The organism is Kitasatospora sp. NPDC008050, assembly GCF_042957465.1.
Taxonomy (GTDB): Bacteria; Actinomycetota; Actinomycetes; order Streptomycetales; family Streptomycetaceae; genus Kitasatospora.
This window is the reverse complement of record NZ_JBIBIJ010000005.1, coordinates 461,122-486,908: the sequence shown is the minus strand read 5'-3', so window position 1 is coordinate 486,908 and position 25,787 is coordinate 461,122. Positions and strand designations below refer to the sequence as shown.

Annotated in this window: 27 protein-coding genes and 3 pseudogenes; 17 read left to right on the top strand and 13 right to left on the bottom strand. The window is 72.4% G+C overall.

The window, feature by feature from the left end; genetic code table 11:
- Positions 1-38 precede the first annotated feature (38 nt).
- Entirely contained in the window at positions 39-1,346 is a 1,308-nt protein-coding gene (locus tag ACFZB9_RS13700) for a GNAT family N-acetyltransferase (protein WP_391446669.1), read from the top strand.
- A 188-nt stretch (positions 1,347-1,534) separates the two neighbouring features.
- On the opposite strand, the pseudogene ACFZB9_RS13695 reads toward ACFZB9_RS13700, so the two are convergent.
- The 3 genes and pseudogenes from ACFZB9_RS13695 to ACFZB9_RS13685 form a co-directional block, all read right to left on the bottom strand.
- Positions 1,535-1,903 (bottom strand): annotated as a pseudogene (locus ACFZB9_RS13695) (TetR family transcriptional regulator C-terminal domain-containing protein); the annotation flags it as partial.
- A gap of 324 nt (positions 1,904-2,227) precedes the next feature.
- Positions 2,228-2,698, bottom strand: coding sequence for an NUDIX domain-containing protein (locus ACFZB9_RS13690; protein ID WP_391446667.1), 471 nt, complete (start codon positions 2,696-2,698; stop codon positions 2,228-2,230).
- 4 nt (positions 2,699-2,702) lie between these two features.
- On the bottom strand, positions 2,703-3,446 hold the full coding sequence (locus tag ACFZB9_RS13685; RefSeq protein WP_391446665.1) for a helix-turn-helix domain-containing protein: 744 nt from the start codon (positions 3,444-3,446) through the stop codon (positions 2,703-2,705).
- A gap of 144 nt (positions 3,447-3,590) precedes the next feature.
- Between ACFZB9_RS13685 and ACFZB9_RS13680 the strand changes: the two genes are divergently transcribed.
- The 5 genes from ACFZB9_RS13680 (at position 3,591) to ACFZB9_RS13660 (ending at position 6,004) form a co-directional block, all read left to right on the top strand.
- The gene (locus ACFZB9_RS13680) at positions 3,591-3,785 is read left to right on the top strand and encodes a hypothetical protein (RefSeq protein WP_391446664.1); all 195 of its coding nucleotides are present in this window, start codon (positions 3,591-3,593) and stop codon (positions 3,783-3,785) included.
- 213 nt (positions 3,786-3,998) lie between these two features.
- Positions 3,999-4,214, top strand: coding sequence for a hypothetical protein (locus ACFZB9_RS13675; protein ID WP_391446662.1), 216 nt, complete (start codon positions 3,999-4,001; stop codon positions 4,212-4,214).
- Positions 4,215-4,533: 319 nt separating this feature from the next.
- Positions 4,534-4,725 carry a hypothetical protein gene (locus tag ACFZB9_RS13670; protein ID WP_391446661.1) on the top strand — a complete coding sequence of 64 codons (192 nt, stop codon included), beginning with the start codon at positions 4,534-4,536 and terminating at the stop codon, positions 4,723-4,725.
- Between the two features lie 30 nt (positions 4,726-4,755).
- On the top strand, positions 4,756-4,905 hold the full coding sequence (locus tag ACFZB9_RS13665; RefSeq protein ID WP_391446659.1) for a hypothetical protein: 150 nt from the start codon (positions 4,756-4,758) through the stop codon (positions 4,903-4,905).
- Positions 4,906-5,437: 532 nt separating this feature from the next.
- Positions 5,438-6,004, top strand: a complete 567-nt coding sequence (locus tag ACFZB9_RS13660; RefSeq protein WP_391446657.1) for a hypothetical protein — start codon at positions 5,438-5,440, stop codon at positions 6,002-6,004.
- A 456-nt stretch (positions 6,005-6,460) separates the two neighbouring features.
- Here the strand turns inward: ACFZB9_RS13660 and ACFZB9_RS13655 are convergent.
- Both ACFZB9_RS13655 and ACFZB9_RS13650 read right to left on the bottom strand, forming a co-directional pair.
- A pseudogene (locus ACFZB9_RS13655) lies at positions 6,461-6,709 on the bottom strand (helix-turn-helix domain-containing protein); the annotation flags it as partial.
- Between the two features lie 204 nt (positions 6,710-6,913).
- Positions 6,914-7,318 (bottom strand): hypothetical protein, encoded by a 405-nt coding sequence (locus ACFZB9_RS13650; RefSeq protein WP_391446655.1) that lies wholly within the window; start codon positions 7,316-7,318, stop codon positions 6,914-6,916.
- 127 nt (positions 7,319-7,445) lie between these two features.
- Here ACFZB9_RS13650 and ACFZB9_RS13645 point away from each other — a divergent pair, with 127 nt between their 5' ends.
- Positions 7,446-8,021, top strand: coding sequence for a GNAT family N-acetyltransferase (locus ACFZB9_RS13645; RefSeq protein ID WP_391446653.1), 576 nt, complete (start codon positions 7,446-7,448; stop codon positions 8,019-8,021).
- 110 nt (positions 8,022-8,131) lie between these two features.
- Here ACFZB9_RS13645 and ACFZB9_RS13640 read toward each other — a convergent pair whose 3' ends face one another.
- Complete coding sequence (locus ACFZB9_RS13640; RefSeq protein WP_391446651.1) at positions 8,132-9,349, bottom strand: MFS transporter; 1,218 nt, start codon at positions 9,347-9,349, stop codon at positions 8,132-8,134.
- Between the two features lie 158 nt (positions 9,350-9,507).
- On the opposite strand from ACFZB9_RS13640, the gene ACFZB9_RS13635 reads away from it, so the two are divergent.
- The gene (locus ACFZB9_RS13635) at positions 9,508-10,479 is read left to right on the top strand and encodes a LysR family transcriptional regulator (protein ID WP_391446649.1); all 972 of its coding nucleotides are present in this window, start codon (positions 9,508-9,510) and stop codon (positions 10,477-10,479) included.
- A 58-nt stretch (positions 10,480-10,537) separates the two neighbouring features.
- Here ACFZB9_RS13635 and dmpI read toward each other — a convergent pair whose 3' ends face one another.
- From dmpI to ACFZB9_RS13620, 3 genes are all read right to left on the bottom strand, one after another.
- A complete protein-coding gene (dmpI, locus tag ACFZB9_RS13630) occupies positions 10,538-10,720 on the bottom strand; it encodes a 4-oxalocrotonate tautomerase DmpI (protein ID WP_391446647.1) in 183 nt (60 codons plus the stop codon).
- Positions 10,721-10,833: 113 nt separating this feature from the next.
- Entirely contained in the window at positions 10,834-11,751 is a 918-nt protein-coding gene (locus ACFZB9_RS13625; RefSeq protein ID WP_391446645.1) for a LysR substrate-binding domain-containing protein, read from the bottom strand.
- Between the two features lie 148 nt (positions 11,752-11,899).
- On the bottom strand, positions 11,900-12,508 hold the full coding sequence (locus tag ACFZB9_RS13620) for a YceI family protein (protein WP_391446643.1): 609 nt from the start codon (positions 12,506-12,508) through the stop codon (positions 11,900-11,902).
- Between the two features lie 209 nt (positions 12,509-12,717).
- Between ACFZB9_RS13620 and ACFZB9_RS13615 the strand changes: the two genes are divergently transcribed.
- From ACFZB9_RS13615 to ACFZB9_RS13605, 3 genes are all read left to right on the top strand, one after another.
- Positions 12,718-16,140, top strand: coding sequence for an SNF2-related protein (locus tag ACFZB9_RS13615; RefSeq protein ID WP_391446641.1), 3,423 nt, complete (start codon positions 12,718-12,720; stop codon positions 16,138-16,140).
- Complete coding sequence (locus tag ACFZB9_RS13610) at positions 16,137-16,373, top strand: hypothetical protein (RefSeq protein WP_391446639.1); 237 nt, start codon at positions 16,137-16,139, stop codon at positions 16,371-16,373. The genes ACFZB9_RS13615 and ACFZB9_RS13610 overlap by 4 nt, the downstream gene beginning before the upstream one ends.
- Positions 16,374-16,478: 105 nt before the next feature.
- Positions 16,479-17,642 carry a MerR family transcriptional regulator gene (locus tag ACFZB9_RS13605; protein WP_391446637.1) on the top strand — a complete coding sequence of 388 codons (1,164 nt, stop codon included), beginning with the start codon at positions 16,479-16,481 and terminating at the stop codon, positions 17,640-17,642.
- A gap of 73 nt (positions 17,643-17,715) precedes the next feature.
- Here the strand turns inward: ACFZB9_RS13605 and ACFZB9_RS13600 are convergent, their stop codons facing one another.
- Positions 17,716-17,862, bottom strand: a complete 147-nt coding sequence (locus ACFZB9_RS13600) for a hypothetical protein (RefSeq protein WP_391446635.1) — start codon at positions 17,860-17,862, stop codon at positions 17,716-17,718.
- 22 nt (positions 17,863-17,884) lie between these two features.
- Positions 17,885-18,118: pseudogene (locus tag ACFZB9_RS13595) on the bottom strand (phosphodiesterase); the annotation flags it as partial.
- A 583-nt stretch (positions 18,119-18,701) separates the two neighbouring features.
- Here ACFZB9_RS13595 and ACFZB9_RS13590 point away from each other — a divergent pair.
- Complete coding sequence (locus ACFZB9_RS13590; protein ID WP_391446773.1) at positions 18,702-19,619, top strand: helix-turn-helix domain-containing protein; 918 nt, start codon at positions 18,702-18,704, stop codon at positions 19,617-19,619.
- 28 nt (positions 19,620-19,647) lie between these two features.
- Positions 19,648-20,070, top strand: a complete 423-nt coding sequence (locus ACFZB9_RS13585; protein WP_391446633.1) for an organic hydroperoxide resistance protein — start codon at positions 19,648-19,650, stop codon at positions 20,068-20,070.
- A gap of 254 nt (positions 20,071-20,324) precedes the next feature.
- Here ACFZB9_RS13585 and ACFZB9_RS13580 read toward each other — a convergent pair whose 3' ends face one another.
- Positions 20,325-21,296, bottom strand: coding sequence for an SDR family NAD(P)-dependent oxidoreductase (locus tag ACFZB9_RS13580; protein ID WP_391446631.1), 972 nt, complete (start codon positions 21,294-21,296; stop codon positions 20,325-20,327).
- A 66-nt stretch (positions 21,297-21,362) separates the two neighbouring features.
- On the opposite strand from ACFZB9_RS13580, the gene ACFZB9_RS13575 reads away from it, so the two are divergent.
- The 4 genes from ACFZB9_RS13575 to ACFZB9_RS13560 all read left to right on the top strand — a co-directional run bounded on the left by ACFZB9_RS13575 (position 21,363) and on the right by ACFZB9_RS13560 (position 23,798).
- Positions 21,363-21,935 (top strand): TetR/AcrR family transcriptional regulator, encoded by a 573-nt coding sequence (locus ACFZB9_RS13575; protein ID WP_391446629.1) that lies wholly within the window; start codon positions 21,363-21,365, stop codon positions 21,933-21,935.
- Between the two features lie 294 nt (positions 21,936-22,229).
- A complete protein-coding gene (locus ACFZB9_RS13570) occupies positions 22,230-22,610 on the top strand; it encodes a helix-turn-helix domain-containing protein (RefSeq protein WP_391446628.1) in 381 nt (126 codons plus the stop codon).
- A gap of 45 nt (positions 22,611-22,655) precedes the next feature.
- Positions 22,656-23,288: a hypothetical protein gene (locus ACFZB9_RS13565; protein WP_391446626.1), complete on the top strand. Its 633-nt coding sequence runs from the start codon at positions 22,656-22,658 to the stop codon at positions 23,286-23,288.
- Positions 23,289-23,453: 165 nt separating this feature from the next.
- Entirely contained in the window at positions 23,454-23,798 is a 345-nt protein-coding gene (locus tag ACFZB9_RS13560; RefSeq protein WP_391446625.1) for a DUF2516 family protein, read from the top strand.
- A gap of 72 nt (positions 23,799-23,870) precedes the next feature.
- On the opposite strand, the gene ACFZB9_RS13555 is transcribed toward ACFZB9_RS13560, so the two are convergent.
- Positions 23,871-25,475 carry a PP2C family protein-serine/threonine phosphatase gene (locus ACFZB9_RS13555; RefSeq protein WP_391446623.1) on the bottom strand — a complete coding sequence of 535 codons (1,605 nt, stop codon included), beginning with the start codon at positions 25,473-25,475 and terminating at the stop codon, positions 23,871-23,873.
- Positions 25,476-25,787: the final 312 nt, after the last annotated feature.

Here is a 25,787-nt window from a genome sequence, read left to right as displayed (position 1 = left end):
GGGTGCCGGAAGGGCCGTTCGCGTCCTACCGTGGGCGGATGACGACCAGCACAGCTGTCGAGGGCACTGCCGCTCCGGTGGACGAGATCGAGATCCGGACCGTCACCGAGGACGACCTGGGCGCGTGGGGCTCCGCGGTGAACGTCGGGTTCCTGCGGCCCGGACTGCCGGGGGCGTCCGAGTACCGCCGGCTGCGGCACTTCCCCGGGCGCACCCAGGGCGCCTTCGACGGGGAGCGCTGCGTCGCCACCTTCCGCAGCATGCCGTACGAGCTGACGCTGCCCGGTGGGCAGTTGCTCCCGGTCTCGGCGATCACCGGCGTGACCGTCACCCAGACCCACCGCCGCCGCGGGCTGCTCAGACGGATGATGACGAACGAGCTGGCGGCCGCGAGCGGGCGCGGGGAGGCGGTGGCGATCCTGATCGCCGCCGAGTACAACATCTACGGCCGGTTCGGCTTCGGCCCGGCCACCCGCACGCACGGCTGGCGGGTGGACCTGCGGCGGGCCGGCGGCCTGCGCGCCGACCTGCCGACGACCGACGGCGATGGTGCCACCGAGCCTGCTCCCGGCCGGATCGACCTGGTCGGCATGGCCGAACTCGGCAAGATCGGCCGGGAGTTGCACGAGCGGTGGCGCCGCGGCCAGCCCGGGGCGATCTGCCGGGACGACGCCCACTGGGGCGGGCTCACCGGCGAAGCGCCGATGCCCGGTAGCGACTGGAAGGAACCCTTCGCGGTGGTGCACCGCGACGCCGGCGGCACCGTCACCGGGCTGGCGGTCTACCGGGTGGACGACACCTGGGTCGCCGGAAACCCCGAATGCACCCTGTCGGTCACGGACTTCCTCGCCCTGGACCGGCCGACCGCGGTGCGCCTGTGGCGGTACCTCTGCTCGGTGGACTGGGTCAGCACGCTGGCGGTGCAGAACATCGCCCCCGACGACCCGCTGCCGTTCTACTTCCGGGACCCGCGCGCGGTCCGGCCGGGCGAGCACGACGCGGACTTCATGTGGCTGCGGGTACTGGACGTGCCGGCGGCCTTCGCGCCCCGCCGCCTCGCCGGAGCCGGCCGGGTGGTCCTGGAGGTCACCGACCCGGCCGGGTACGCCGCGGGCCGCTGGGCGCTGAGCTCGGACGCCGAGGGCACGGGCCGGGCCGAGCGGACCACCGACCGGGCGGACCTCGCCCTGGACGCCCGGGCACTCGGCTCGCTCTACCTCGGCGCCGAGCGCGCCGCCCGGCTCGCGGCCGCCGGGCTGGTCGAGGAACTGCGCCCGGGCGCCGCGTTCGCCCTGGACCGGCTGCTCGGCACGCCGCTCAAGGCCTGGAACCCGGACAGCTTCTGACTCCGGCCCCTCGCGGCTGCCGAATCCGGCCCCTCGCGGCCGGGCGCGGGGGTTCGGCCCCAGCCGCGCCGTTTGCGCTCGCGGGTGGTGGCGGCGGGCTTGCTGAGGGCGGTCCTGCCGATGGTGGGCAGCACGAAGTTCTCGACCATGCCCACGGCGTCGCGGACCAGCGGGCGGAAGAGCCGGTAGCGCGAGAGGCTGACGATCTTGGCGACGAAGGGGGCGCAGCGCTGCACGAAGGCTCGGGTGCGCTCGGTCTCCTCGGTCCGGTCGAAGACCCAGTACAGGACCACGACCATCAGGTGCAGCCAGGGCAGGTCGGGCAGCAGCTGGTCCAGCTCGGGGTCGATCTTCGGGCCGAGGTCCGACCCGTCCAGCACCTCGCGGAAGATCTGCACGGCCGTCTCCCGCGCGGGGTGGGACTCGTTCGAGAACGGGCTGAGCGCGCTGTCCGGGTCGGCCGCCGTGCGGAAGAACTGGGCGGCGAGCTCGTGGTACGGCGCCGCGCAGTCCACCCAGGCAGCCGACCGGGGCCAACGGGTCACCCGTTCCTCCATCAGGCCGTCAAGCGCCCACTGCGGCAACAACACTGGAAATACCCATCCGAACCATCGTCCACCAGCCGTGCGGTCGGGAGTGGTCCGGCAAGCGCGCCGAGCACTGCCCGGCCTGTCACGAGACGTTCGCCAGCACCTGTGCGGGCGACGCGCACCGCACCGGCCCCTACAGCGCCCGCAGATGCCTGCCACCCGCCACGGCGGGTCTCTGGCAGGACGGCCAGGGCCTGTGGCACCGTGCGCCCTATCCGAGTCGTTGAGTTGCTCACTGCCCCCGCCTGGCCCCTTCGAGGGTCGGGCGGGGGCTTTTCGTTGTCCGGGTGCTTATCCGAGGTAGGGAGTCGGCCGGTGTTCCAGGAAGTGCTGGAGCCGGAGTCGCTGTGTGTGGTGTATCGGAAGGTTCTCGATCTCGGTCGGGGAGACGAACTGGAGGTCGGTGGATTCGTTGGAGATCCTCAGCTCTCCGCCTGTGATGCGAGCGGTGAAGCACACGTTGAACTGCTGGCGGACCTCGCCGTCGGAGTAGGCGATGATGTGTCGGGGGTCGGTGTACGTGCCGACCAGGCCGGTGATCTCCACGTCGAGTCCGGTCTCCTCCTGGACTTCCCGCACCGCCGTCCCGGGCAGCGACTCGCCGAGGTCCATCGTTCCGCCGGGCAACGCGTACAGCCCATTGTCGGTTCGCCGTTGCAGCAGGATGCGGCCCGCGTCATCGGTCACGACGGCGGATGCCGCGACGACGACCCGGTTCGGCTTGGGGGCGTTGGGATCGTCGTAGTACTCGGTTCGTGCCACGTGATCAGTTCTCCTCAACCGGTCGAGCGGTGTCCCACACCGTGTCGAAGCTCGCAGCATAGGTGTCGAACAGCGTCCCCGCGCCGGTCCGCCGCAGGTGCCAGACCGGTGCGCCGAAGGCGTTGACGCCCCACACGTGCGCGTTCACGAGTAGTTGGTCGTCCGCTCGGTACAGGCTGTTGTAGAGCGTCGTGGAGTGGGTGCGGATCTCGATCCCGGGAGTCCCGACGAGGGGGCGGTAGTGCATGAGCGCGAGTCTGCAACGGGACTCGATGCCGTGGCCGAACCTTTCCTCCTGGCCGCGCTGCCTGACGTTCTCGCTGTCGGGGTCACCGACGGCGACCCGGACTGAGCAGCCCTCGGCGGCGCGTTCACGGAGCAGGTCGTTGAGTCGGGGGTACGCCTCGTGGAGGAAGACAGCCGCGTAGACCAGGACGTCGATCCGCTCTGTGGCCTTGCCGAGCAGGTCCACGAAGACGGAGACCGGCAGGTCGGCCCGCTGCTCGTACAGTCCCACCAGTTCGGGGCTTATCGCGCGGGCGGCACGCGGCTGCCGCAGGCTCGGCCACAGTGCGAACATGTCCTCTCCCAGTGCTTCGGCAGCCAGGCGGGCAGTCCCTAGCCGGGGCGTCCTGTTCTGGTTGGCCCATCGTTCAACCGACTTGGTGTCCACGCCGGCCTTCTCCGCCAGGGCGGCGTGCGTCCAACCGCCTGACGTCATAACGCTCTTCAGTCTCTCGTTCGGCATCGCGATTGTCTCCCCACAGACACCGGGCCTTTGCTAGGGACGTTCTACCGCACGGGGGACGTCCCGAAGTGTCCTTTGCGCGAGGTTCCACCGTCCCGGGCGGCTGCCGGACCTTGGTATCCACCAAGTGGGAGGAGTGGGCAGATGACGACGGGCGTGCAACGCAGGACCCTCGCCGAGTACCGGGCCGAGCAGCGCGGACGCGCCCCGGCTTGGGACCCGCTCGACGACTACGACCCCGCCGAGGCCGACCGGCGGATGCGGGCCCGGTCCTCGACGGAGCTGCCCCCGTGCGCCTGCGGGCGGCCGGGGTGCTCGGAGGAAGGGGGCAGGCAGTGAAGGCCCGGGGAGACTGGCGGGACCGGACCCTGGCCGCCCCCGAGACCTTCGAGCGGCTCCGGAAGGAGTACCTCAAGGGCCAGGCCGAGCTGTCGGCGCGGGGGAGGCTTCTCGTCTGCCCCGCTTGCGGTCGCTCCCGGAAGCCGGACGCCGCGACCGGGGCCGTGGTCCCTTGCACGGCCGGGGCCGGGGCCGGGGAGGGGGTGGCGCGGCGTGCTGCTTGAGACCGTCCGTGTGGCCCCCGAGGAGGCCCCGACCGAGCCGCGCGACTGCAACGTGTGCCGCTGCCTGGACATCAAGGCGGATCAAGCGTGGTGCTCGGACGAGACCGGGACTTATAGGAACGACTCGGCGCTGACCGACGTGCGCGTGATGCGCCATCAGCACCGGGAGGAGGGGGAGTGCTCGCGCCCCCGGGAGGTCTGGTGACCGATACGGAGCGCCCGCCCGGCACCACGGCCAACGCCTGTGACACCTGCCAGTACTTGGACGCGATGGCCTGCCGGTACGCCCGGAACCAGGCGCAGATGGATGCCGTCCGTCGGCTGCGCGACAGGCACGCTCCGGAGTGTCCGGACCCGAAGGGAGGTGTCTCGGATGGACAGCGCGGGCCCCGGGCTGGCCCCTCCTCCGGCCGTCCCGGGAAGGTGCCGGCCGCTCGTGCGGGCTGCGAGTCGGGCGGCCGGTACCAGAGCCAACTCAGAACCCTTACATGGAGATTCAGCAAATGGAGCTGACGGAAGCGATCGTGACTGACCTGGTGAACCGGTACAACGACGGGGTGGGCATCCAGACCCTGCGGAAGCGGACCGGGTTGGGTCACAACACCTTCGTGCACATGCTGAGGGCGGCTGGCGTCAAGATCCGCGACCAGCAGGAGGCGGCGCGGGCCCGTTCCGACCGGGCGGCGCGACTGGCGGCCCGGGAGGCGTCGGTATGAGCCAATCACCGGCGCAGGACCTCGGAGCAGGTGGCACGGATCGCGCGGCGGTGGAAGCGGGCGCGATCCGCCGAGCCGCCCCGGCCGACCGGCGCGAGCACTGCCGTGCTCACCTCGCAGTGGCGACTCGTCTTCGACGACCCGGAGCCCGACGAGCCCAGCACACCCCCGGCCTGCTGACAGGCCGCCACAGACTCCCGCTGTGATGCCGTTCTCACGGCGGGTCCGAGGGGTTGTCCTAACACCCCCTCGGGAACTCCCGCACCGGACGGCCGCCGGTGCGGGGGAGCGCAACCGCACGACCCGGCCACCAGCCTGTGACCGGCTCACCTCAGTGTGAGGAGTCATCAGCATGACGATGCCGACCCCGGGCCCCAACCGGCCGCCGGGCCCCGGCCCGATGCCGCCCCCCGACTCCGACACGACCACGCACACCGAGTAGGAGGACCACCCATGCCCATCGACATCATCGAGTCCAAGCACAAGGGAGCCGAGAAGCCCCCGCCGAAGCACCAGGGCAACCCCGCCCCGGAGCCGCAGCCCGCTCCGCAGAAGTAGGGCGGTAGGCGTGCCGATCCACCCCGGGAAGCCTCACCCCGACCCGGTGCCGCCGCCGCCCCCGAGCCCTGCCCCTAAGGGCTGACAGAATGGCAGGCCCCTCACGGCGCACACCGTGAGGGGCCTGCTGCCCCCACTGCAAGGGAGAGCTTCAATGACTGACGACCGTCTCGTGATCCAGTACGAGTCGCGCCACTTCGCCGACGTGGGCTGGTCATTGAAGGCCGACCGCTGGCAAGCGCACTTCTACGAGAACGGGGCCGACCGGAAGGCCGGAGGGGCCGTTATCACCCGCGTGATCCCCGGCGTCACCCCGAACCCCCGCGCGGCCCTGGAGGTGGACCCCGGGTTGCTTGACCGCATCCCGCGCGTGATCTTCACCGAGGATGGCGGCCTGGTCCCCGCGCTGGCGGAGATGAGGCCGCCGCTGCTGCTCTTGCTGGAGTCGGTCCACGTTACGGACGAGTGGCGCGGCAAGGGGATGGGGATGCGCCTGGCCGTCGCCGCCCTCCGTCGGCTGGCCGTCCCCGGAACGGTGGCCGTCTGCTACCCGGCACCGATCCACGACCATGGGCCGGACGAGCCGTGTTCCTACACGTCCGACGATCCGGAAGTCCGGCGGCCGGACGAAGAGGCCGTGGCCAAGCTTCAACAGGCGTGGGAGCGGCACGGATTCCGTCCGATCGGAGATCACGTGTACGCCCGGAGGATCGAGCCGTGAGCGGCTACCACCGGGGGCCCCGGAAGTCCTCCCATGCCGCAGTTTGGGTGTGCACCCTGACCGCCGCCGTTCTGGTGGCCGCCCTGGGCCTGTTGCTGGCCACCCGCTGAGACCGCCCCGTCCGTGTGCTCCCCTCCGTGGCGCATGGGCGGGGCATTCGTCTGAGCTGACCCCGTGCCCCGCAGTGCAGTACTGGCCCGCCCTCCTGATCGCTTCTGACGCACAGACAGCTGTTGAACTCATCAGGGCCCAGGGCATTCCGTGTGAGGCTGGCCCGCGCGACCCACAAGTCCCTGACGGGGACTGGTGGATCTACGGCGGGCCGAACCCCAAGGCCCCTCAGGACTGGTCTGGCCTGGGTTCTCGGCTGCTTGCCGTGTCGCACCCCTCTACCCACTCGGGCAGCACTACCCCGGCCCCGTGGCAGCAAGGACATGTGGCCGACGTCTCAATGGATCTGAGCAATACATCTTTGCCCTCGTAGTAGTAGTACGCGTTGCCGACCGAGGCGCCTGCCTCGGCGGCGATGGCGCGCATGGTGGTCTTGTCGTAGCCGCGCTCCTGGAACAGCCGCATCGCGGTCTCCAGGATGAGCGCGCGGGTCTGCTCGCTCTTCGCGGTCTTCGGCCGGGCCTTGGCGTCGTCCGGGGCCGGCTCGCCGGCCGGGGCGGCCGGCGGGTCGGCTGGGGTCCTTGCGTCGTCCACGATGCCTGAGCCCAGCCCTGGAGGGTGCAGCCGCTCTCGGGGCAGGGCGGCGGCCGGCTCGGATCGAGGGCGCCGACGGGACCGGGCGTCCCCTGTGCGCCCGGTTCCGGTGCGGCATCGCTCGCGCCCAGCGGGCCGGTGGGTGTCCGCCCCGGCGGCGAGGCCGGTGGCGGCGCGGGGTGCTGGGGTGTCGTCGCCATGGCGTCAGGGCTTGGCCGGCAGGGTCCAGCCCTGTGGCGTGACCGGCGGGCGCTGGAGGCGCTCCAGCTTGCCGCGGCGGCGGATCCGGTTGAGCACCAGGACGTTGCCCAGGTGCATCACGCCGAGGATCAGCAGGACCAGGCCGAGCTTGAGCGAGAGCGCGTCGAAGACGCCCTGGGTGCCGTTGACCGCGTTGCCGTTCTTCATCCAGAGCATGACGAAGCCGAGGCTGAGCAGGTAGAAGCCGACCACCAGCAGCTGGTTGACCGCGTCGGCGGGCTTGTCGTCCCCCGCGAAGACGTCGGCGAGGAAGGCCGTGCCGTTGCGACTGAGGGTGCGGGCCACCCAGATGGTCACGCCGGTGGCGATCGGCGGGTAGCTCGCGTAGCTGGCGACTGTGCAGTCCATGCAGGACCACGTCCTCTCGAATGTCGAACGTGTTCAAAACCGCCTGGGGGAGACAGTGGGCCTACTTTTGAACGCGTTCAAGTAGTGCCGATCCGGCCTCGGGAGGGCGGCGTGACAAGATCGGCGGATGACCGACACCGGCGCGCCTTCGAGGTCCGACTCAGCCGACTCGCCGGACCCGGCAGCCGTCTCGATCCGGGAGGGCGGCGCCGCCGACGCGGCGGCCGTGGCCCGGCTGCACGCCGAGAGCTGGCGCACGGCGTACGCGGGGATCGTCCCGGCGGCGGCGCTGGGGGACGGGCTGGCCGAGCAGCGCGGCGAACTCTGGGAGCTGCGGCTCACGGTCGACTACGGCGAGCCGGCCGCCACGCCCGGGCTGCTGCTGGCCGAGCGGGCCGATGGTGAACTGGTCGGCTTCGGCTACCTGGTCCCGGAGCCGGACGGGCGGGTGCTGCTGGACAACCTGCACGTGCGCCCGGGGCTGACCGGCGCCGGGATCGGCGCCATGCTGCTGGGCGCCGCCCGCGCGTGGACGGCCCGGACGCATCCCGGTGCGCCGCTCTACCTGGAGGTGCTGCGCGACAACCGCCGCGCGGTCGCCTTCTACGAGCGTTGCGGCGGCGAGCGCACGAGGGAGGGCTGGACCGATTTCCCGGGCGCCGGCGAGCTGCCCGAGTACGAGTACACCTGGGCGCGGCCGTAGGTCGTGGGCGCGCTGTCCGTCGGGATGCCGGGTTCGGCCCGGCAAGCCCTTCCCGCGCATCCCCGCGCATCCCCGCGCAGGTATCTGATCTCGCTTCCCATGGCCGACGCCTAGAAGGCGTCGCCGACAGCGGCCACGGAGTCTCGCAGCCGGCGGGTTCCGGCGAGAGCGGTCAGCAGGGCGAGCGCGGCGGCCGTGGCGGGCAGGACGAAGCCGCGGGCGCCCGAGGTGTGCTGGGCGAGCAGGCCGCCGAGGGCCGAGCCCGCCGAGATGCCGGTCACGATGCCGGAGACCACCAGCGCCATGCCCTCGTTCAGCGCGGCGGCGGGCAGCACCCGCTGAAGGAGCGTCATGCCGCTGACCATGGTGGGCGCGGTGCCGGTGCCGGTGGTGAACAGGACCAGGGCCAGCAGCCCGAGGCCGGTGCCGCAGGCGGCCGCGGTGAGCGGGAGCAGCAGCAGGGCGGACATCGCGGCGAGGCTGAGCAGCAGGCGGCGGACCGGGTCGGGGGACTCGGGGCGCAGCCCGAAGAGCAGGCCCGAGACGCCGGAGCCGGCCGCCAGCAGACCGAGCAGCAGGCCGGTCGCCCAGCGTTGGCCGTGCGCGCCGGTCCAGGCCACGGTGGTGATCTCCAGCGAGCCGAAGACCATGCCGGTGCTGAAGAACGCGGCCACCAGGGCCGCCATGCCGGGGGCCCGCAGGGGTGCCCGGGTGCCGCCGTCCCCCGCCGGTGCGACCGGTGGCTCGGTGCGGCGCTGGGCGGCGAAGAGCAGCCCGCCGGCGGTGGAGAGCACGCTGACCGTCAGCAGTCCGGCCTCCGGGAAGAGGGTGGTGCAGAGCAGCACGCCGAGCACCGGGCCGGTCAGGTAGCAGAGTTCGTCCAACGCCTGTTCCAGCGCGTTGGCGCGGTGCAGCAGGGCCGGCTCCGCGCGGTACAGGTGGGCCCAGCGGGCCCGGCACATGCCGCCGAGGTTGGGCGCCACGGAGGCGGTGGCAGCGGCGGCGAAGAGCGTCCAGTCGGGGGCGCCGCCGTGCAGCAGGAACGGCAGGGCGGTGCGCGGCACGGCCGAGAAGAGTGCGGCGGGTATCGCGACCCGGCGCTGCCCGTAGCGGTCGACCAGGCGGCCGAGCAGCGGCAGGCCCACAGCCACACCGACCAGCCCCGCGGCCGAGACGGCGCCGGCCAGCGCGTAGGAGTGGCGCCGCTGGACGATCGCGGTGAGCAGGCTGACGCCCAGCATCGAGAAGGAGAGGCGTCCGATCAGGCCGTAGCCGGTGAAGGCGAGGGTGCCGGGCCGGGTGAACAGGCGGCGGTAGGAGGCGAGCACGGGACTCCAGGGCAGGGCCGGTCGACCGGGGATCGACCGGCGGGGGAGGGGATGCCCTCAGCCTGACCGGTGGGCCCGGCATCGGTCCAACACCTGTTCCGCCGCATTGACGCCATGGTGTTGTCAATCGGGGGCGAACGATTGCTACGCTGCCCGCCGTGCCCATCGACCTGCATCCGCGCCTGCTGCGCGGCTTCGTCGCCACTGCCGAGACCCTGCACTTCGGGCAGGCGGCGGCGCACCTGCACGTGGCCCAGCAGGCGCTGAGCCGGGACATCCGGACGCTGGAACAGCTGCTCGGGCGCCCGCTGTTCACCCGCACCACGCGCAGCGTCGCGCTCACCCCGGCGGGCGAGCGGCTGTTGCCGCAGGCACGCCGACTGCTCGCGCTGCAGGAGGAGATGCTGGCCCCGCCGCTGGACGGGGCGGTGCTGGTGGACCTCAACAGCGCGGTGTCGGGCGAGGATCTGACGCCGGACCGGATCCTGGCCGCCGCCCGCGCGGCCGCGCCCGGGGTCGAGCTGCTGGCCCGGTACCACGGTGGACTGGCGGCCGGAGCACGGGAGTTGCTGGCCGGACGGCTGGACGTGTCGTTCGGCTGGTTCAGCGGGCTGCCCGTCGCCCTGCGTGAGCGGCTCGGCCAACGGCCGGTCCGGCTGGAGCGGTTGGCGCTGCTGCTGCCGCTGGGGCATCCGCTGGTGGACCGCACGGCGATCCGGCTGGCCGAGCTGGCGGGGCACCCGGTGGACATCTGCGCGGGCAATCCGGCCACCACCGAGTGGACCGAATTCGGTGAACAGCTGCTGTCCGCCCACGGGTTGACGGCGGCCACACCGTCGCCCGCACCGGTCGGCGCGGCGGAGACGGCCCGCTACCTGGCCCAGCGCGGGTATCCGATGCTGACCACGCTGGGCGGCCCCGAACTGCCCGGCGTGGTCACCCGGGCGCTGGTGGACCCGGTGCCGCTGACCCTGGTCAGCCTGGTCCACCGGGCCGGACCGCTGCTGTCCGGGGTCCGGCTGCTGGCCGAGTGCGCGGCCGAACTCGGCTCCAGCGAAGAGTGGTTGGTGCGTCCGTCGGCAAGCTGGCTGACGGCACCGGACGAGCGACTGCTGGCGGCCCGCCCCTGAGCGACGCCCGGGGGCGTGGCCGAAGGGGCGGGGCCGGATCCGTGACTTCGACGCTTCGTCACCTGTCGGCGGTCAGCTTGCCGGCGGCGCCCCAGCTGTCGGTGGGGACCTCGTGGATCCAGACCTGCACGGTCTCGGCGGGGATCTGGTAGGCGTCCACGAAGGCGTCGGTGATCCGGGCGACCAGCTCGCGCTTCAGCTCGACGGTCCGGGGGCCCTGCTGCACGGTGACGATGGGCATGTCCTGCTCCTTGGCTCGCGGCCCGCTCCGGTGTGTCCGGTGCGCGGTGCCGATGGGAACAGTTCACCGCGTGAGCCCGGCGACAACCCAGACCCGGATCGCTCTCGCAGCGATCACGAATCCTGATCGTCGCTGGTGACAGCCCTCGCGGCGGGACGGCAGGCGGCCAGCAACCGGCTGACGCGGGGTGCGGCGGGACCCTGGCGGACGGCGAGCGAGACCGGCAGGCTCAGGCCGGGCGAGGCGAACGGGACGAGCGCGATCCGGGGCACCCGCGCGATGTGCGCGTTGCCGGCGTAGACCACCGTCCACATCGGGGCGCCGGTGCCGATCGCCACCAGGGTGTCCTGCAGGCTGCCGGTCGGCGGCCCCGGGACCGGTTCGAAGCCCTCGGCGTGACAGGCGTTCAGCACCAGGTCCACCAGGGCCGGATGGTTGCGCCGCTCGGTCAGCCTCAGCGGGAGTTCGGCCAGGTCGCGCGGGGACAGCTCGGCACGCTCGGCCAGCGGATGCCTGGCCGGTACGGCGGCCAGCAACTCGTCCCGCCAGAGCGGCAGATAGCGCAGCCCGGGGGTCTGCTCCGGGGGCGCGCCGCGGACGAACGCGGCGTCGAGCCGGCCGTCGGCCAGCTGTGCCAGCCGCTCCTTGACGGGGAGGGCGACCAGTTCCACGCGCACCTCGGGCGCCTGCCGCCCGAAGGCGTCCAGGATCAGCCCGAGCCGGTCGCCCAGTGCGGTGACGGTGCCGATCCGCAGCACGCCCAGGCGCCCGGCGGCGAGATCGGCGGCCACGGCGAGGGCGGAGTCCTCGGCGCGGAGCACGTCGCGGGCGGCGGGCAGAAAGGCCTCGCCGGCCGAGGTCAGGCGGACCAGGCGGGGCGAGCGGTCGAACAGCTCGACCTTCAACTCCCGTTCCAGCCGCCGGATCTGCTGGCTGACGGCGGGCTGGCCGATCAGCAGCCTGGCGGCCGCCCGGCCGAAGTGCAGCTCCTCCGCCACGGTGACGAAGTAGCGCAGTTGTCGCAGCTCCACGGCCTGTTCTCCCCCGGTCGCCGGTCGCCGGTCGCCGGTCCCGATCCCCGGCCATCCTGCCGCACGGGGCGGCGCCGGGGATCCGACGGGGGGAGCGAGCAGTGGTCGGGCGCGGACGGTCAGGCACGGACGGTCGGGCGCGGATGGGTCAGGCGCGGACGGCGGAGATGTCGAAGCCGAGCTTGACCTTCTCGCCGATCAGCACGCCGCCGGTCTCCAGCGCGGCGTTGTAGGTCAGCCCGAACTCGGTGCGGTCGACGGTGGCCGAGCCCTCGAAGCCCAGCCGCTGGAGGCCGTACGGGTCGGTGGCGCTGCCGGTGAACTCCAGGTCCAGCACGACCGGGCGGGTGATGCCCTTGATGGTCAGGTCGCCGGTCATCCGGTAGGTGTCCGCGTCGAGCTGCTCGGCGGCGGTGCTGCGGAAGGCGATCTCGGGGTGGGTCTCCACCGCGAAGAAGTCGCCGGTGCGCAGGTGGCCGTCGCGCTGGTCGTTGCCGGTGCTGATGCTGGCGACCTGGATCACCAGCTCGGCGCTGGAGGCGGCCGGGTCGGCGCCGTCCAGGTGGAGGGTGCCCTGGTAGTCGGCGAACTCGCCACGCACATTCGTGATCATGGCGTGCCGCACCTGGAAGCCCACTCGGCTGTGGGTGGTGTCGATGGTGTAGTCACCGCTCAGGTGGCTGAGGTCGGGGCCGGCGGTGGCGGTCGCGAGGGCGGTGGTCGTAGCGGTGTCGTTCTTGCGGTTGAACAGGCCCATGGCTCCTCCTCGGGTCCGAAGCCATTTGTTTAGGCTTCAACTTGTTGGCTCCACCGTAGCGCTTCTTCGTTCAATGTTCAACCATGTCGCCCGATTGGCTCACCGGGCGGAACCGGTCGCGCCACGCCGCCGGGCGGATCCGGTGTCGGATGCCCTGGTTAGGCTGCGAGAGACGTGATCAGCGGTGGTGGAGGAGGTGTCCCGGAGCGGTGTTCGCGGTGCACGGACTGTGGCGCGGCCCGGGCGGCGGCCAATTGGCACTCTGGGCCGAGGACGCCCGCGCGCTGGACGAGGCGCGCGGGCCGGTGCCGTACGGGGCCGGCGGGGCGGGCGGGCGCGCCGTCGCCCGGCCGCATCCGTACGCCTGCTCGGCCGCGCTGCTGGGGCAACTACTGGCCGGGATCGGCCCCGGGCTGGCCTGGCTGGCCGGGCAGGCGGCCGAGCGCTGGGGCACCGTGACGCTGCCCTCGCTGAGCGGTGCGCCCACGCCCTCGCCGGACCTGCTCGGCGGCCGGGCGCCGAGCGGCGTGTCGCTGCACGCCTGGCGGGTGCCCACGCTGGTCTTCGAGCCGGCGCAGGCGGCTCAGCTGCTGGGGGAGCTCTTCGATCCGCAGTGGGCGCTGACCACCGCCGAACTCGACGGGGCCGGGCGGGTGGACGTCGGGTACGGGGCCTCGCTGCGCTGGCTCACCGGCGTGCACGACCTGGCCTGGCGACTGGCCGGGCAGGGGCGGGTGCTGCCCGCGCTGGTCCGCGAGCCGGCGGCGGGGGCAGGCGGGGCAGCCGGCGACGGGGTCGGCGGCGGGGTCGGATACGCGCGCTGGCAGCCGGAGCTGAGTGCGGCCGACCGGCGCGAGGCGCGGGCCCTGGCGGAGGGCTGCCCGCCGGTCGTCCGGGGCGAGCGACCGGCCGCGGCGCTGTTCGCGGAGATTCTGGAGACGCTGACCGACCGCGAGGTCCGCGCCACCCTGGCGGACCACGCCGGTGTGCTGCGGCTGCCCCGGGGCGTGGCCGCCGCGGACCTGGACGGACGGGTGGCCGAGCGCTGGTTCGCCGCGCTGGGGGCGGGGGACGGCCGGTTCCTGGTGGAGCCGGCCGACCTGGTGGAGCCGGCCGACTCGGTCGGCTCGGGTGGCCGAGCCGAGGAGGCGGGCCCGGCGGAGGTTGCTCGCCCGGCGGACGTGGCGGGCCGGGCGGAGGTGGTGGGCCCGGCGGACGTGGTGGACATGGTCGACGCGGTGCACCGGGCGGACCCGGTGTCGGCCGCGCTCGACCGGCTGGGCGAGCGGCTGGCCGCCTGGCACGCCTCCGGTGGGCCGCAGGCGCCTGCCGTTCGGCTCTGTCTGCGGCTGGTCGAACCGCTCGGGCCCGACCCCGACGATCCGGAGGGCGGCAGCTCCGACGCCCACTGGCGGCTGGAGTTCCTGCTCCAGGCCGTCGCCGAGCCCTCGTTGCTGGTGACCGCGGCCGAGCTGTGGGCCGGCGGCGCGGCCCTCGCCGCCTTCGGCCGCGTCGTGGAGGACCCGCAGGGCGCCTACCTGGCCGAGCTGGACCGCGCCGTCCGTCTGCGCGCCGAACTGCGGCCCGCGCTGCGCTCGGTGCGGCCGAGCGGTCTGACGCTGGACCGGGACGGCGCGCTCGACTTCCTGCGCCAGGCCGCCCCGGCGCTCGCCGAGGCCGGCTTCGGGGTGCTGCTGCCCAGCTGGTGGCAGCGCCGGCCGCGGCTCGCGATGGCCCTCTCCGTCCGTTCGGCCGCCGTGGAGCCGGCCGGGCGGACGGCCGCCGGGCCGCCGCCGCCCGACGGCCACACCTGGCTGAACCGCGACGCCGTGGTCGCCTTCCGCTGGCAGGCCGCCCTGGACGGCCGGCCGCTCACCGCCCAGGAGCTGGCCGATCTCGCGGCGGCCAAGCGCGGCCTGGTCCGGGTGCGGGGGCAGTGGATCGAGGTGGACGCCGGGCAGATCGCCGCCGCCGTCGCCTTCCTGGCCCGGGAGGGCAGCGGGGAGAGCGACCCGGGACGGCTGCTCAAGCTCGCCCTGGACCCGGGCGCCCTGGTCGCCGGGCTGCCGATCGGCGCCATCACCGCCACCGGGGTCCTGGGCACGCTGCTCGGTGACCGGCCGGGCGCCGGGGGAGGTCGGCCGGTCACCGAGCAGGGTGCCCCCGGGCCCCGGCTGCCGGCCGGCTTCGGCACCACGCTGCGCCCGTACCAGGAGCGCGGGGTGGCCTGGCTGGACTCGCTGAGCCGGCTCGGGCTGGGTGCGGTGCTCGCCGACGACATGGGGCTGGGCAAGACCGTGCAGACCCTGGCCCTGCTCGCCGCCGAGCAGGCGGCAGGGTCGAGCGGCCCCACCCTGTTGGTCTGCCCGACCTCGTTGGTCGCCAACTGGCGGCGCGAGGCGGCCAGGTTCGCGCCGATGCTGCGGGTGCACGTCCAGCACGGGGCCGGTCGCCCCGCGGGGGCACAGCTGCGGGCCGCGGCCACCGGCGCCGACCTGGTGATCACCACCTACGGCGTGGTCCAGCGCGACGCCCCCGAGCTGCGGGCGATCGGCTGGCGCCGGGTGATCGCCGACGAGGCGCAGAACATCAAGAACAGCGCCACCGCCCAGTCCAGGGCGCTGCGTTCGGTGCCCGCCGAGCAGCGGATCGCGCTGACCGGCACGCCCGTGGAGAACCGGCTCAGCGAGCTGCACGCGATCCTGGACTTCGCCAACCCCGGTCTGCTCGGCTCGGCGGCGGCCTTCAAGGAGCGGTACACGATCCCGGTCGAGCAGCACGCCAGCCCCGAGCGGACGGCCGAACTGCTGCGCCGGACCAGCCCGTTCATCCTGCGCCGACGCAAGGACGACCCGGCGGTGGCCGTCGCGCTGCCGGCCAAGGAGGAGATGACCGTCTGGTGCGGCCTGACCGCCGAACAGACCGGCCTCTACCAGGCGGTGGTGGCCGACCTGCTGCACCGGTTGCGCGGCAAGAAGGGCGTGGAGCGCAAGGGGGCGGTGCTGGGCGCGATCGGCAAGCTCAAGCAGGTCTGCAACCACCCGGCCCAACTCCTGCACGACGGCTCGGCGGTGGCCGGCCGCTCGGGCAAGCTGGCACGGCTGGAGGAGGTGCTGGCCGAGGCCCTCGCCGAGGGGGACCGCGCCCTGGTCTTCACCCAGTACGCCGAGTTCGGCTCGCTGCTCCACCACCACCTGGCCGAACGGCTCGGCACCGAGGTGCTCTACCTGCACGGCCGGCTGTCCGCCCGGCGGCGCGACGAACTGGTGCGGCGCTTCCAGGAGTCCACCGGGCCGGACGCGCCCGGCGTCTTCCTGCTCTCCCTCAAGGCCGGCGGCACCGGGCTCAATCTCACCGCGGCCAACCAGGTGATCCACCTGGACCGCTGGTGGAACCCGGCGGTGGAGCAGCAGGCCACCGACCGGGCCCATCGGATCGGTCAGCGGCGCACCGTGCAGGTCCGCCGTTTCGTCTGCGCCGGGACGGTGGAGGAGCGGATCGCGGGCCTGATCGAGTCCAAGCGCGCGCTGGCGCAGACGGTGGTGGGCGAGGGCGAGCGCTGGCTCACCGAGCTGTCCGACGGTGAGCTGCAGGAACTGCTGACCCTGTCCCAGGAGGCGATCACCGAATGACCGACCAGGCGGCGAACGGCCCGGAGGGGCCGGTGGGGCCAGCGGGGGCAGGCGGCCCGGAGGGCCTGGAGGGGTACTGGCAGGGCGACTTCACGCTGCGGCGGGAGGGGGAGCCGGCAGTGGCTCCGGCCGGTCCGCTGCCGCTCGAACGGCTGGCGGCGCCGGAGATCACCGTCCGGGGCCGGAACCTCGCGGTGCTGCTCGCCCCGGTCTACCGGGCGCTCATCTCCTGACGGCCGTGCTTTCCGCTGCCCGATCCTCGACTTGACCCTCGACTCGATCCTCGACTTGACCCTCGACCTGGTCGAGCCCCCAGAGTCCTCGCCATGGAGAGCGTGATGCGCAGTATCGGCCAGCTGGCCCGGGAGAGCGGGCTGACGGTCAGCGCGCTGCGGTTCTACGACAGCGCCGGGGTCTTCGGCCCGGCCCGGGTCGACCCGCAGACCGGCTATCGCTGGTACGCACCGGACCAGCTCGCCGACGCCCGGCTGCTCTGTCGGCTGCGCCGGGTCGGGCTGCCGCTGGCCGAACTCCGGCTGGTGCTGGCCGCGCCGACCGGTTCCGACACCGCCCACCGGGTGCTCGATGGGCACCTGCGGCGGCTGGAGGAAGGCCTGGCCGACGCGCGGCGCGAACTCTCCTCGGCCCGCAGACTGATCGACGAGAGGGAGCAATCGATGACCACGACGACCAATGCCACCACTGCCCGGGGTTCCGCACGGATCACTGTTTCGGGCACGGAACTGGCCGCGGCGCTGGCCGCCGTCCGCTTCGCGGTGAGTGCCGACCCCGAACTCCCCATGCTGGGCGGCGTCCTGTTCGACCTGGACGGGGCGGTGCTGCGGCTGGTGGCCACCGACCGCTACCGGATGGCGTTCGGTGCGGCCGCGGTGCGGGCGGCGCAGGGCGCCGAGTTCAGCGCCCTGCTGCCGACCGGGCTGGCCGACGAGATCGGTGCGCTGGTGGCCTCGGCCGTGGACGCGGACCAGGACGCCGAGGTGAGCGTCGGCGTGGCGGGCGGCTCGGTGACGGTGACGGTCGGCGGGAGTCAGGTGACGGGCGAGCGCCTGGACCTGGACTTCCCCGACTACCGCCGGCTGGGCCGGCTGGAGCCCGGCCACCGGGTCGAGCTGGGCACCGCGGACCTGCGCCGCGCGGTCCTGGCCGGCGCCGTCCGCCCGTCCAGCGCGTCCAGCTCCGGGTCGGAGGCCGGTGCCGACGGCGCGGACGGCGCGGATGGTGCGGTCATCGTCCTGGCCGTGGGTCAGGACGGCGGCCTGCGGGTGGTCGAGAGCAGGGCGGGCAGCCCGGACGAGCTGGTAGAGGAGGCGTCGGCGCGGGCCGAGGCACTGCGGGTGGCCGTGAACCGGGAGTTCCTGCTGGAGGCGATCAACGTGACCCGGGGCCAGCTGGTTCTCGAACTCGGCGGTGTGATCAGCCCGTTGGCCATTCGTTCGGCCGACGGAAACTTCTCGCTGCTGATGCCGGTGCGCCTGTCGTAGCGCCAACAGTGCTTCAGCTGAAGCCTGTTCGCAGGGCGCCGGCCTTGCCGGCCACCACGGTCCAGGCCGGCAGTCAGGCCGCCACCAGCAGCGCCTGGGCTGTCGCCAGAACGAACACCTGAGGGAGGAGCGGATGGTGGGGCGCGAGGAACTGCGGGACCAGGGTCAGGAAGATCGACGCCGCCTTCGGGTGGAAGCCGAGGATGGCGCGCGGGCGCATCAGGCGTGGCCGTTCGCGGGTTGACCACGCGGAAGTGGGTGGTCAACCGCCGCTGTTCGTCGAGCACGTGGAAGGCGATGCCGGGCGGCTGCTCGCGGTCGGCGGCCCCCTCGCCCTCCCAGGGCAGCCGCAGCGTCCAGGTGACCGCCGGTCCGACCAGGAGCGGACGGCCGGCGAAGGTGGTGGCGGCGGCGGTGTGGGCGTGGCCGGGCAGCACCGCGACCACCTCGGGGTGGCGGTCCAGCAGCGCCGCGAACTCCCGCTCACCCTGCAGGGTGGCTGGCCCGGGCGGTGGGCCCGGCCCCGCCGAGCCGTGCCGACGCGCACCGCCTGCTCCCCGCCGAGCAGGCGGTGGACCGGCTGAACGCCGCGGCGGCCGAGTAGCCGGTGGTCCCGCGGCTGGACTGGCCGGCGACCGGCGCCCCGTCCGTACGGCTGCTCGCCGCGGGTGCCGCTGCCGCGGGTGTTGCTGCCCCGTCGGCCGTCGGCTCGGTGACTGGCCAAGACAGGCGTCACTCGGAGCAGCGGCCGACCGCTGGTTCGTGGTGGGACGGGGCTGTCTGAGCCGGTCTCCGGTTGCGAGCCCGTCGTCGTGGTGGCTGGTCGCACAGCGCTCAGCGGGGTTGAGGAGCGTGATCCCGAAGCGGCCGTCGGGCCGTTTCGCGCTGATCACTGACGGTCAGACATATGGCGGTAGGCCGTTGTGAATCCGACGGTGTCGTCGTCCTGGTCCAGGCGCTCCACTTCGGGTGGCAGGAGCCCGGCTCCGCTTCAAGTCGCGTTGCCTGGCACTGGCAGGGGCAGGCAACGTGCCCTCGCCCGTGTCCATACTCAATGCCATGAAGAGCAAGTCGCAGTTGGGGCGGTTCCTGCGGACGCGTCGGGCGCAACTGCAGCCGTCGGACGTCGGGTTGCCGGAGTTCGACGAGCGGCGGCGGGTGCCGGGCCTGCGCCGGGACGAGCTTGCCCGGTTGGCGGGGGTGAGCGAGTCGTACTACACGCGGCTTGAGCAGGGGCTGTCGCGGGGCGCATCGACGGAGGTACTGGATGCGCTCGCCCGGGCGCTTCGCCTTGACGCGACCGAACACCTGCATCTGTACGACCTCGCCGGTGTCGGACGCAAGGGAGGCGAAGGCCGAGCCCGCAAGGAGCCGGCACCCGAGCGCATCACCGAGACGACCCGGCAGTTGATCGACGCCTTCGGGGACACCCCGGTCATCGTGCTCGGCCGTCGTAGCGACGTGCTGGCGTGGAACCGCACCGGGCACGCGCTCTTCGCCGGGCACCTCGATCCGGCGAGCCCGGAGGATCCGGAGCGGCGTCCGAACACCGCGCGGCTGGTCTTCCTGGACGCCCACACCCGGGAGCTGTACGAAGACTGGCCGAAAAAGGCCGCGGACGCGGTGGGGAGACTGCGGCTGGCTGTCGGCCGACACCCCGACGATCCGCTGCTGGCCGCACTGATCGGTGAACTGGTGATGAGCAGCCCGGAGTTCACCGACCTCTGGGCCCGGCACCGGGTCCGCGCCTGGGACCTCGCGGCCTACCGGATGCGGCATCCGCTGGTCGGGCCGATGGAGGTCACCCAGCAGGCCATGCCGGTCCCGAACGAGCAGGGGCAGCGACTCGTCGCGGTCACCGCCGTGCCGGGTTCGGCCGCACAGGCCGGGCTGACCCTGCTGGCCCAGGTCGCAACCCCGGCCGTACGCATGCGTCCGGTGGTCGACAGCCCGTCCACCGTTTCCGAATACCTGTGAATTCCGAATATCTGTGAATGGAGACACCATGCCCACGCTCTACACCACCGAAGCGCTCTCGACCGGCGACGGCCGCAACGGAGAGGTCCGCACCTCTGACGGGGTACTCGACGAACTCCTGGCGGTCCCGAAGGAGATGGGCGGCCCCGGCGGCGACAGGACCAACCCCGAGCAGCTCTTCGCCGCCGGCTACGCCGCCTGCTTCCACAACGGGATGCGCCTGATAGCAGGCCAGCAGAAGGTGACGTTGGGCGAATCGACCGTCAGGTCCACGGTGAGCCTGATCACCCTGGACAACGGAGGCTTCTCGCTGGAGGTGGCGCTGTCGGCGCACCTGCCCGGCCTGGACCAGGCCACCGCCGACCAGCTCGTGGAGACCACGCACCAGGTGTGCCCGTATTCCAACGCCACCCGAGGGAACATCTCGGTCACCCTCGAAGCGACGGTCTGAGCCAGGGCGGACCTCCTCGCGGGCGATCATCGAGTTACCCGCGAGGAGGTGGTCCGCTGACACCGCGCAGCCTGCGGGCATCGCGCACGGGCTGTCCCGTCGCGTTGAGCCTGTCTGTGGATCTTGTGGTGAGCTGCGGGGTCGCCAGGTGGGTTGAGAAAGCTCGACGCGGGATTCTCACTGCGCCTGGCTTCCGCGGAATCCGGGGGCGGTCGGCTCGTCGCTGCCGGGCGGGGTGTCGTGACGTTGGGAGGTCAGGTGCGGAGCAGGTCGGTCGAGACCACCCAGAGGCGCTCGGCGAGAGCGGGATCGAGCGCCCATTCCTTGACGCCGTGCGGGTGTTGCGCGAGGTCGGCGTCGTTCGGCACGGTGTAGGCCTCCTGCGAGTCATCGAGGTAGTGGCCTCCGGAGTGGGCGAACTGCGGAGCCACGGCCGCGACCATGGTGGTGGCGGCTCCCTGCTGGATCGTCTTGTACGTGAAGACGCCGGCGGCCTCGGCCGCATCGAGCGACTGCTTCTGCTGCGCGGTGAAGTTCCGCTGCAGACCCGTCGCCACCCCGCCCGGGTTCACTGCATTGGCGACGATGCCATCGGACGCCCACAGGCGGGTCGCCTCGACAGCGAACAAGGAGTTCGCCGTTTTCGACTGGGCGTAGGCAACCTGCGGGTCGTAGCTGCGCCGCTCGAAGTGGGGGTCGTCGAAGTCGATGCCAGAACGCATGTGCGCCGTCGAACTGACCGAGACGATCCGTGCCCCGTCGCGCTCGGACGCTCCGAGGGCCAGGGCGTGGTGCAGGCCGATGGCGAGTGCGAGGTGACCCAGATGGTTCGTCGCGAACTGCAACTCCCAGCCCTCGCGGGTTCGTTCGAGGCTACCGGTGACCACGCCGGCGTTGTTGACCAGCAGGTGGAGCGGGCCGCTCCACGCGTCGGCGAACGACGTGACGGTGGCCTTGTCGGCGAGGTCCAGGTGGACGACTCGGGGGCGGATCCCTCCGGTCGAGCTCTCGATCGTTCCGGCAACGGCAGCACCCACAGCCGTGTTTCGCACGGCGAGCGTCACCTGGGCCCCGGCTGCGGTTAACGCGCGAGCCGTCTCGATGCCGATCCCGGAGGAGGCTCCCGTCACGATCGCGCGGATGCCGGTGAGGTCAACGCCCTGCATCACCTCGTCCGCCGTGCTGGACGCGGTGAAGGACGTGGAGAGGGGTTCGCGAGCCGTCATAGCAGCGAGGCTATACACACTGAACTGAACTTGTATAGCTGGATCCCCCGCTCCTATGCTCGCCCCATGAGCAGCCCCGAGGCCGGCCCCCTGTCGTCGCCAACCACCGATACCGACCGTCGGACCACGGTTCTGGACTCCGCTCTGGCCACGTTCGCTCGATTCGGCTACCGGAAGACCTCGATGGAGGAAGTGGCGCGGGCTGCGCGCATCTCCCGCCCCGGGCTCTACTTCCTCTTCTCCTCGAAGGAGGCTCTGTTTCGCGCTGCGGCGACCCAGGCTCTGGAAGGCGACATCGCAGTGGTCGAACACGTCCTGGCCGATGTCGACCGTCCTCTTCCGGAGCGCCTCGTCGAAGCCTTCGACCAATGGGCGGGCCGCTACGTCGGCCCGCTGGCGCGCGATGTCGCAGTCGTCATCGAGGACAACCCCGACCTCCTCGGAGGGATCGCACAGACGGCTCCACGACGTTTCGAGGAACTGATCATGAATGCGATCGCCATCGAGGCAGGACAAGAGATGGCCACTGCCGTTGCACAGACGATGATCAGCGCATCGATCGGGCTCAAGTACCAGGCCACGACGCGGGAGTTCTACCTCGAACGCCTGAAGGTCGCCATCGAACTCCTGGTGCACTGAGGAAACGCGGTGTGCCGCTCGTGCCCAGAGCCGGTACCTCCGGCCCTTACGTACATGCCGCGAGCAACCGTGGCAGTAACGATGGGAACGCGGCCTACGTAGCGAGAGCAAGCCGCCTGCACGAGGGCGAAAGCGGGCGGACCGGACCATCGCCTCCCAGCCCACCGCGCAGGTGACAGACATCGCGACCAGGTGACAGCTGTCTCGACCGATCACACTTCCGCCGCAGTCCGGCTCCGGGCTGCGTTAGCTGTGCTGCTTGCATTTGCAAGCAGCAGTCGGCAGCATGAAGGCATGGCTTCACTGAAGGTGAGCTCGCTGGGTGAGTACATCCGCGAGCAGCGGCGCGGTGCGCAGTACTCGCTGCGCCAGTTGGCGGAGGCTGCGGGTGTGTCGAACCCGTATCTCAGCCAGATTGAGCGAGGGCTGCGCAAGCCGAGTGCGGAGATCCTGCAGCAGATCGCCAAGGCGCTGCGGATCTCGGCCGAGACGCTGTACGTGCAGGCGGGGATTCTCGACGAGCGGCCGGCGGGCGGGGCGGACCTGCGGGCGGCGATCTTCGCGGACACGGCGATCAGCGAGCAGCAGAAGCACGCGCTGCTGGCGGTGTACGAGGCCTTCGTGCGGGACAACGACAAGCAGGCCCCGGCCCCGGCTGAACACCACCCCGGCTGAACACCGCCCGTGGTCGAACACCTCCCGTGGTCAGGGAAAGCGGAAGTGCAGAGAGAGGAAGAGCGGATGCCCGGCACCGACGAGATCAGGAACGAGATCAGGAAGACGCTGAGCGACCCGACGCCGCTCTACGCGCTCGCGGGCGCCAGCGATCTGGCCTACGAGAAGCTGCGCGAGGTTCCCGGGCGGGTCGAGGCGTTGGCCGGCGACCGGCGGGCGGCGCAGGACGCGGCGGCCGCCCGGCTGCACGAGGCGCAGACCCTGCTGCAGGAGGCGCAGGCCAAGGTGGTCGGGACAGTGACCACGCTGCCCACCGACTTCCGGGCGCTGCAGGACCGGGCGCAGACCTTCGCGTTCCAGCAGGTGGGCCGGGCCGCCGGTTTCGTCGTGAAGGCCAAGGAGGTCTACGACGAGCTCGCGGAGCGCGGCAAGGACGTCGTGGAGAACGGCTTCCCCGGCCGCCCCGAGGCCGGGGCACCGGACGAGGCCGAGAGCACCTCGGTGACCGTGGAGGTCGGCGAGTCGGTGCCGGTGGACGCCGAGACCATCGAGGTGGTCGAGGTGGTGGAGATCGTCGACGAGCAGGCCGAGCAGTCGGAGCAGGCTGAGCAGGCCGAGCCGAAGAAGCCGGCGAAGAAGGCCGCTCGGGCGCGGAAGGCACCGGGCGCCGAGAAGTAGCGGCCTGGGCCAGACCCGCCGGTGCCGTGCGGCACGCTTTGGGTGCCTGGCACGTTCACCGTTTGCCAGGCGCCGCCGCGTGTCAGGATGAATGAGTACGGCCATGGAAATCCGCCATGGAGATCCAGGGCGCGGTGGCGACGAGGTTGGTGTGAGGAGATCCGAGTGAGCATCACGTACTTCGACGCCCTGAATCCGTTCTGGTGGCTGTCCGTTGGGATCACGCTGTTCCAGGTTTTCGTCTTCGTCGACGCCGCGATCCGGCGGGAGGACGCCTATCGCGCGGCGGACAAGAAGACCAAGGGATTCTGGCTGGTGCTCCTCGGTGTGGCGCTCGGGATCGACCTGATCTTCGGGGCCAACTTCATCGGCAGCTTCCTGACCCTGGCCGGGCTGGTGGCCGCGATCGTGTACATGGTCGACGTCCGCCCGGCGATCAAGGCGATCACCGGTGGCCGGGGCGGCAAGGGCGGCAGCAACCGCAACACCGGGCCCTACGGCCCCTGGTAGCGGTGGGCAACCAGGGGGGAGCAGGGCATCGGGGCGAGCGGGCGGGCTCCCGGAACGGCGAGCCCTGCCTGCTCAGCCCATCAGCGGGGGCTGCTGGGTGCGTTCCAGCAGCAGGATGGCGACGTCGTCGGTCAGGGCTCCGCCGTTGAGGTCCTCGACCTCGGCCAGCGCGCTGTCGACCAGGCGGCCGCGCGTCAGACCGCTGGCCTGGTGGTCGCCGATCAGGCCGATCAGACCGTCCTGGCCCAGCCGGCGCGATCCGGCGCCGACCCGGCCCTCGATCAGGCCGTCGGTGTAGAGCATCAGACTCCAGCCGGGCTCCAGCTCCAGGTGATGCGGCGGCCAACTGGCGTCGGTGTCGTCGCAGGACAGCAGTCCGAGTGCCGGACCCGCCTGGTCGGAGGAGAGGACCACGGGCCGCTCCACGGGGGAGAGCAGCAGCGGGGCAGGGTGGCCGGCGAGGTAGAGCTGGGCGTGCTCGACCTCGGGCCGGTCGGAGGGCAGCGGCTGCTGTCCGACGCCCGGAGCCGGGCGGTCGCCGGCTCTGCGGGGACCGGTGGTGGCCCTGCGGTGGCCCCGGGGCGCGTCGTCGGCCGGCGTGCCAGGGGTGATCACCAGCATGCAGAGAGTCGCGAAGATCTCGTCGCTGCGGCGTTCATGCTCCAGTACGTGCTGGAGCGTGGTGAGGAGGGTCTGGCCGCTCAGGCCGGCGAAGACCAAGGTCCGCCACGCTATCCGCAGGGCGACGCCGAGGGCGGCCTCGTCCGGTCCGTGCCCGCAGACGTCGCCGATGACGACGTGGATGGTGCCGTCGTCGGTGCGGACCGCGTCGTAGAAGTCGCCGCCGAGCAGGGCCCGGCGGCGCCCGGGCCGGTATCGGCGGGTGAAGGAGAGGTCGGCGCCCTCCAGCAGCGGGGTGGGCAGCAGGTGGCGCTGCAGGCGGGCGTTCTCCTGCCCGCGCAGTTCGGCCTCGACCAGGCGGCGCTGGGACTCGTCGGCCCGCTTGCGCTCCACCGCGTACCGCAGCGCGCGGGCCAGCAGCGGGCCGTCCGTGTCGTCCTTGGTGAGGAAGTCCTGGGCGCCCGCGGCCACGGCGGCCGCGCCCAGCCGGGTGTCGGCGGCATCGGTGAGTACCACGATGGCGGCCTTCGGGGCCAGGCGCAGCAACTCGTGGAGCCCGTCCAGGGGGTCGGCGCCGTCGGTGGTCGGCGCGGCGTCGGCGCCGGGCAGGCTGCTGTCGGGGCTGGTGCTGGACGGGGTTGCCAGGTCGAGCAGGACGCAGCTGAAGTCGATCGGCAGGGTGCGGGCGCGCCGGCCGGGGACCGCGGGCTGCGGGGTGAGCTGGGCGGCGGCCTGCTCCAGGCTGCGGGCCCAGGTGAGCTCGACCGGGGTGCCGCTGGCGGCGATCAGTTCCTCGATCAGCCGGGCGTCGGTGGTGTCGTTCTCGATCACCAGCAGTTTCAGGGGAGCGGCGGCCCGGTCGGCAGGGGCGGGGCGCCAGGTCGTGCGGGGGCCGGGCAGCGGGAAGGTGGCGACCGCACCGGATTCGCCGTCCGGGCTCCCGGGAAGTCTGGGTGTCAGGGAGGGCTCGCCGAGCCCGGTCAGTCCGCCCACCTTGCCGAAGCCGTCGAGCGTGTCGAGGTCGTGCAGGGCGTTCAGGCCGTTCAGGTCGTCCATCCGATTCAGCCTCTCGTCGGCTGCGAGGGCCGCCGGATCAGGGCAGGGGGCAGCGACCCGCTGGCGGACGCCAGCACCTGCCGGGGCACCGGACCGGCCTTCGACGCCGAGTCCCTGCCCGTCTCCCGTAGCGGGCACGGATGGTTCCTCCCTCTCCCTGACGGGGTAACGGCTGCGGTCCGCGCGCAGTGCCCGCGTGGCACCGCGAGTCAGGGAGTTTCTCGTGACCATAACGTGATCTCCCGAGATTTCCTTGGCTGATGGGGGTTGGTGTGGCTATTGCCACGCTGGTGGCGGGCGTGATCGCTAGCG

Coding starts and splice junctions, on each gene's coding strand:
- dmpI (WP_391446647.1), bottom strand. CDS start 10,720: ATGCCCATCGTCACCGTGCAGCAGGGCCCCCGGACCGTCGAGCTGAAG.
- ACFZB9_RS13645 (WP_391446653.1), top strand. CDS start 7,446: ATGACCGACACCGGCGCGCCTTCGAGGTCCGACTCAGCCGACTCGCCG.
- ACFZB9_RS13685 (WP_391446665.1), bottom strand. CDS start 3,446: ATGCCGAACGAGAGACTGAAGAGCGTTATGACGTCAGGCGGTTGGACG.
- ACFZB9_RS13680 (WP_391446664.1), top strand. CDS start 3,591: ATGACGACGGGCGTGCAACGCAGGACCCTCGCCGAGTACCGGGCCGAG.
- ACFZB9_RS13590 (WP_391446773.1), top strand. CDS start 18,702: ATGAAGAGCAAGTCGCAGTTGGGGCGGTTCCTGCGGACGCGTCGGGCG.
- ACFZB9_RS13650 (WP_391446655.1), bottom strand. CDS start 7,318: ATGGACTGCACAGTCGCCAGCTACGCGAGCTACCCGCCGATCGCCACC.
- ACFZB9_RS13555 (WP_391446623.1), bottom strand. CDS start 25,475: ATGGACGACCTGAACGGCCTGAACGCCCTGCACGACCTCGACACGCTC.
- ACFZB9_RS13585 (WP_391446633.1), top strand. CDS start 19,648: ATGCCCACGCTCTACACCACCGAAGCGCTCTCGACCGGCGACGGCCGC.
- ACFZB9_RS13620 (WP_391446643.1), bottom strand. CDS start 12,508: ATGGGCCTGTTCAACCGCAAGAACGACACCGCTACGACCACCGCCCTC.
- ACFZB9_RS13575 (WP_391446629.1), top strand. CDS start 21,363: ATGAGCAGCCCCGAGGCCGGCCCCCTGTCGTCGCCAACCACCGATACC.
- ACFZB9_RS13570 (WP_391446628.1), top strand. CDS start 22,230: ATGGCTTCACTGAAGGTGAGCTCGCTGGGTGAGTACATCCGCGAGCAG.
- ACFZB9_RS13605 (WP_391446637.1), top strand. CDS start 16,479: ATGCGCAGTATCGGCCAGCTGGCCCGGGAGAGCGGGCTGACGGTCAGC.
- ACFZB9_RS13700 (WP_391446669.1), top strand. CDS start 39: ATGACGACCAGCACAGCTGTCGAGGGCACTGCCGCTCCGGTGGACGAG.
- ACFZB9_RS13660 (WP_391446657.1), top strand. CDS start 5,438: ATGACTGACGACCGTCTCGTGATCCAGTACGAGTCGCGCCACTTCGCC.
- ACFZB9_RS13610 (WP_391446639.1), top strand. CDS start 16,137: ATGACCGACCAGGCGGCGAACGGCCCGGAGGGGCCGGTGGGGCCAGCG.
- ACFZB9_RS13580 (WP_391446631.1), bottom strand. CDS start 21,296: ATGACGGCTCGCGAACCCCTCTCCACGTCCTTCACCGCGTCCAGCACG.
- ACFZB9_RS13600 (WP_391446635.1), bottom strand. CDS start 17,862: ATGCGCCCGCGCGCCATCCTCGGCTTCCACCCGAAGGCGGCGTCGATC.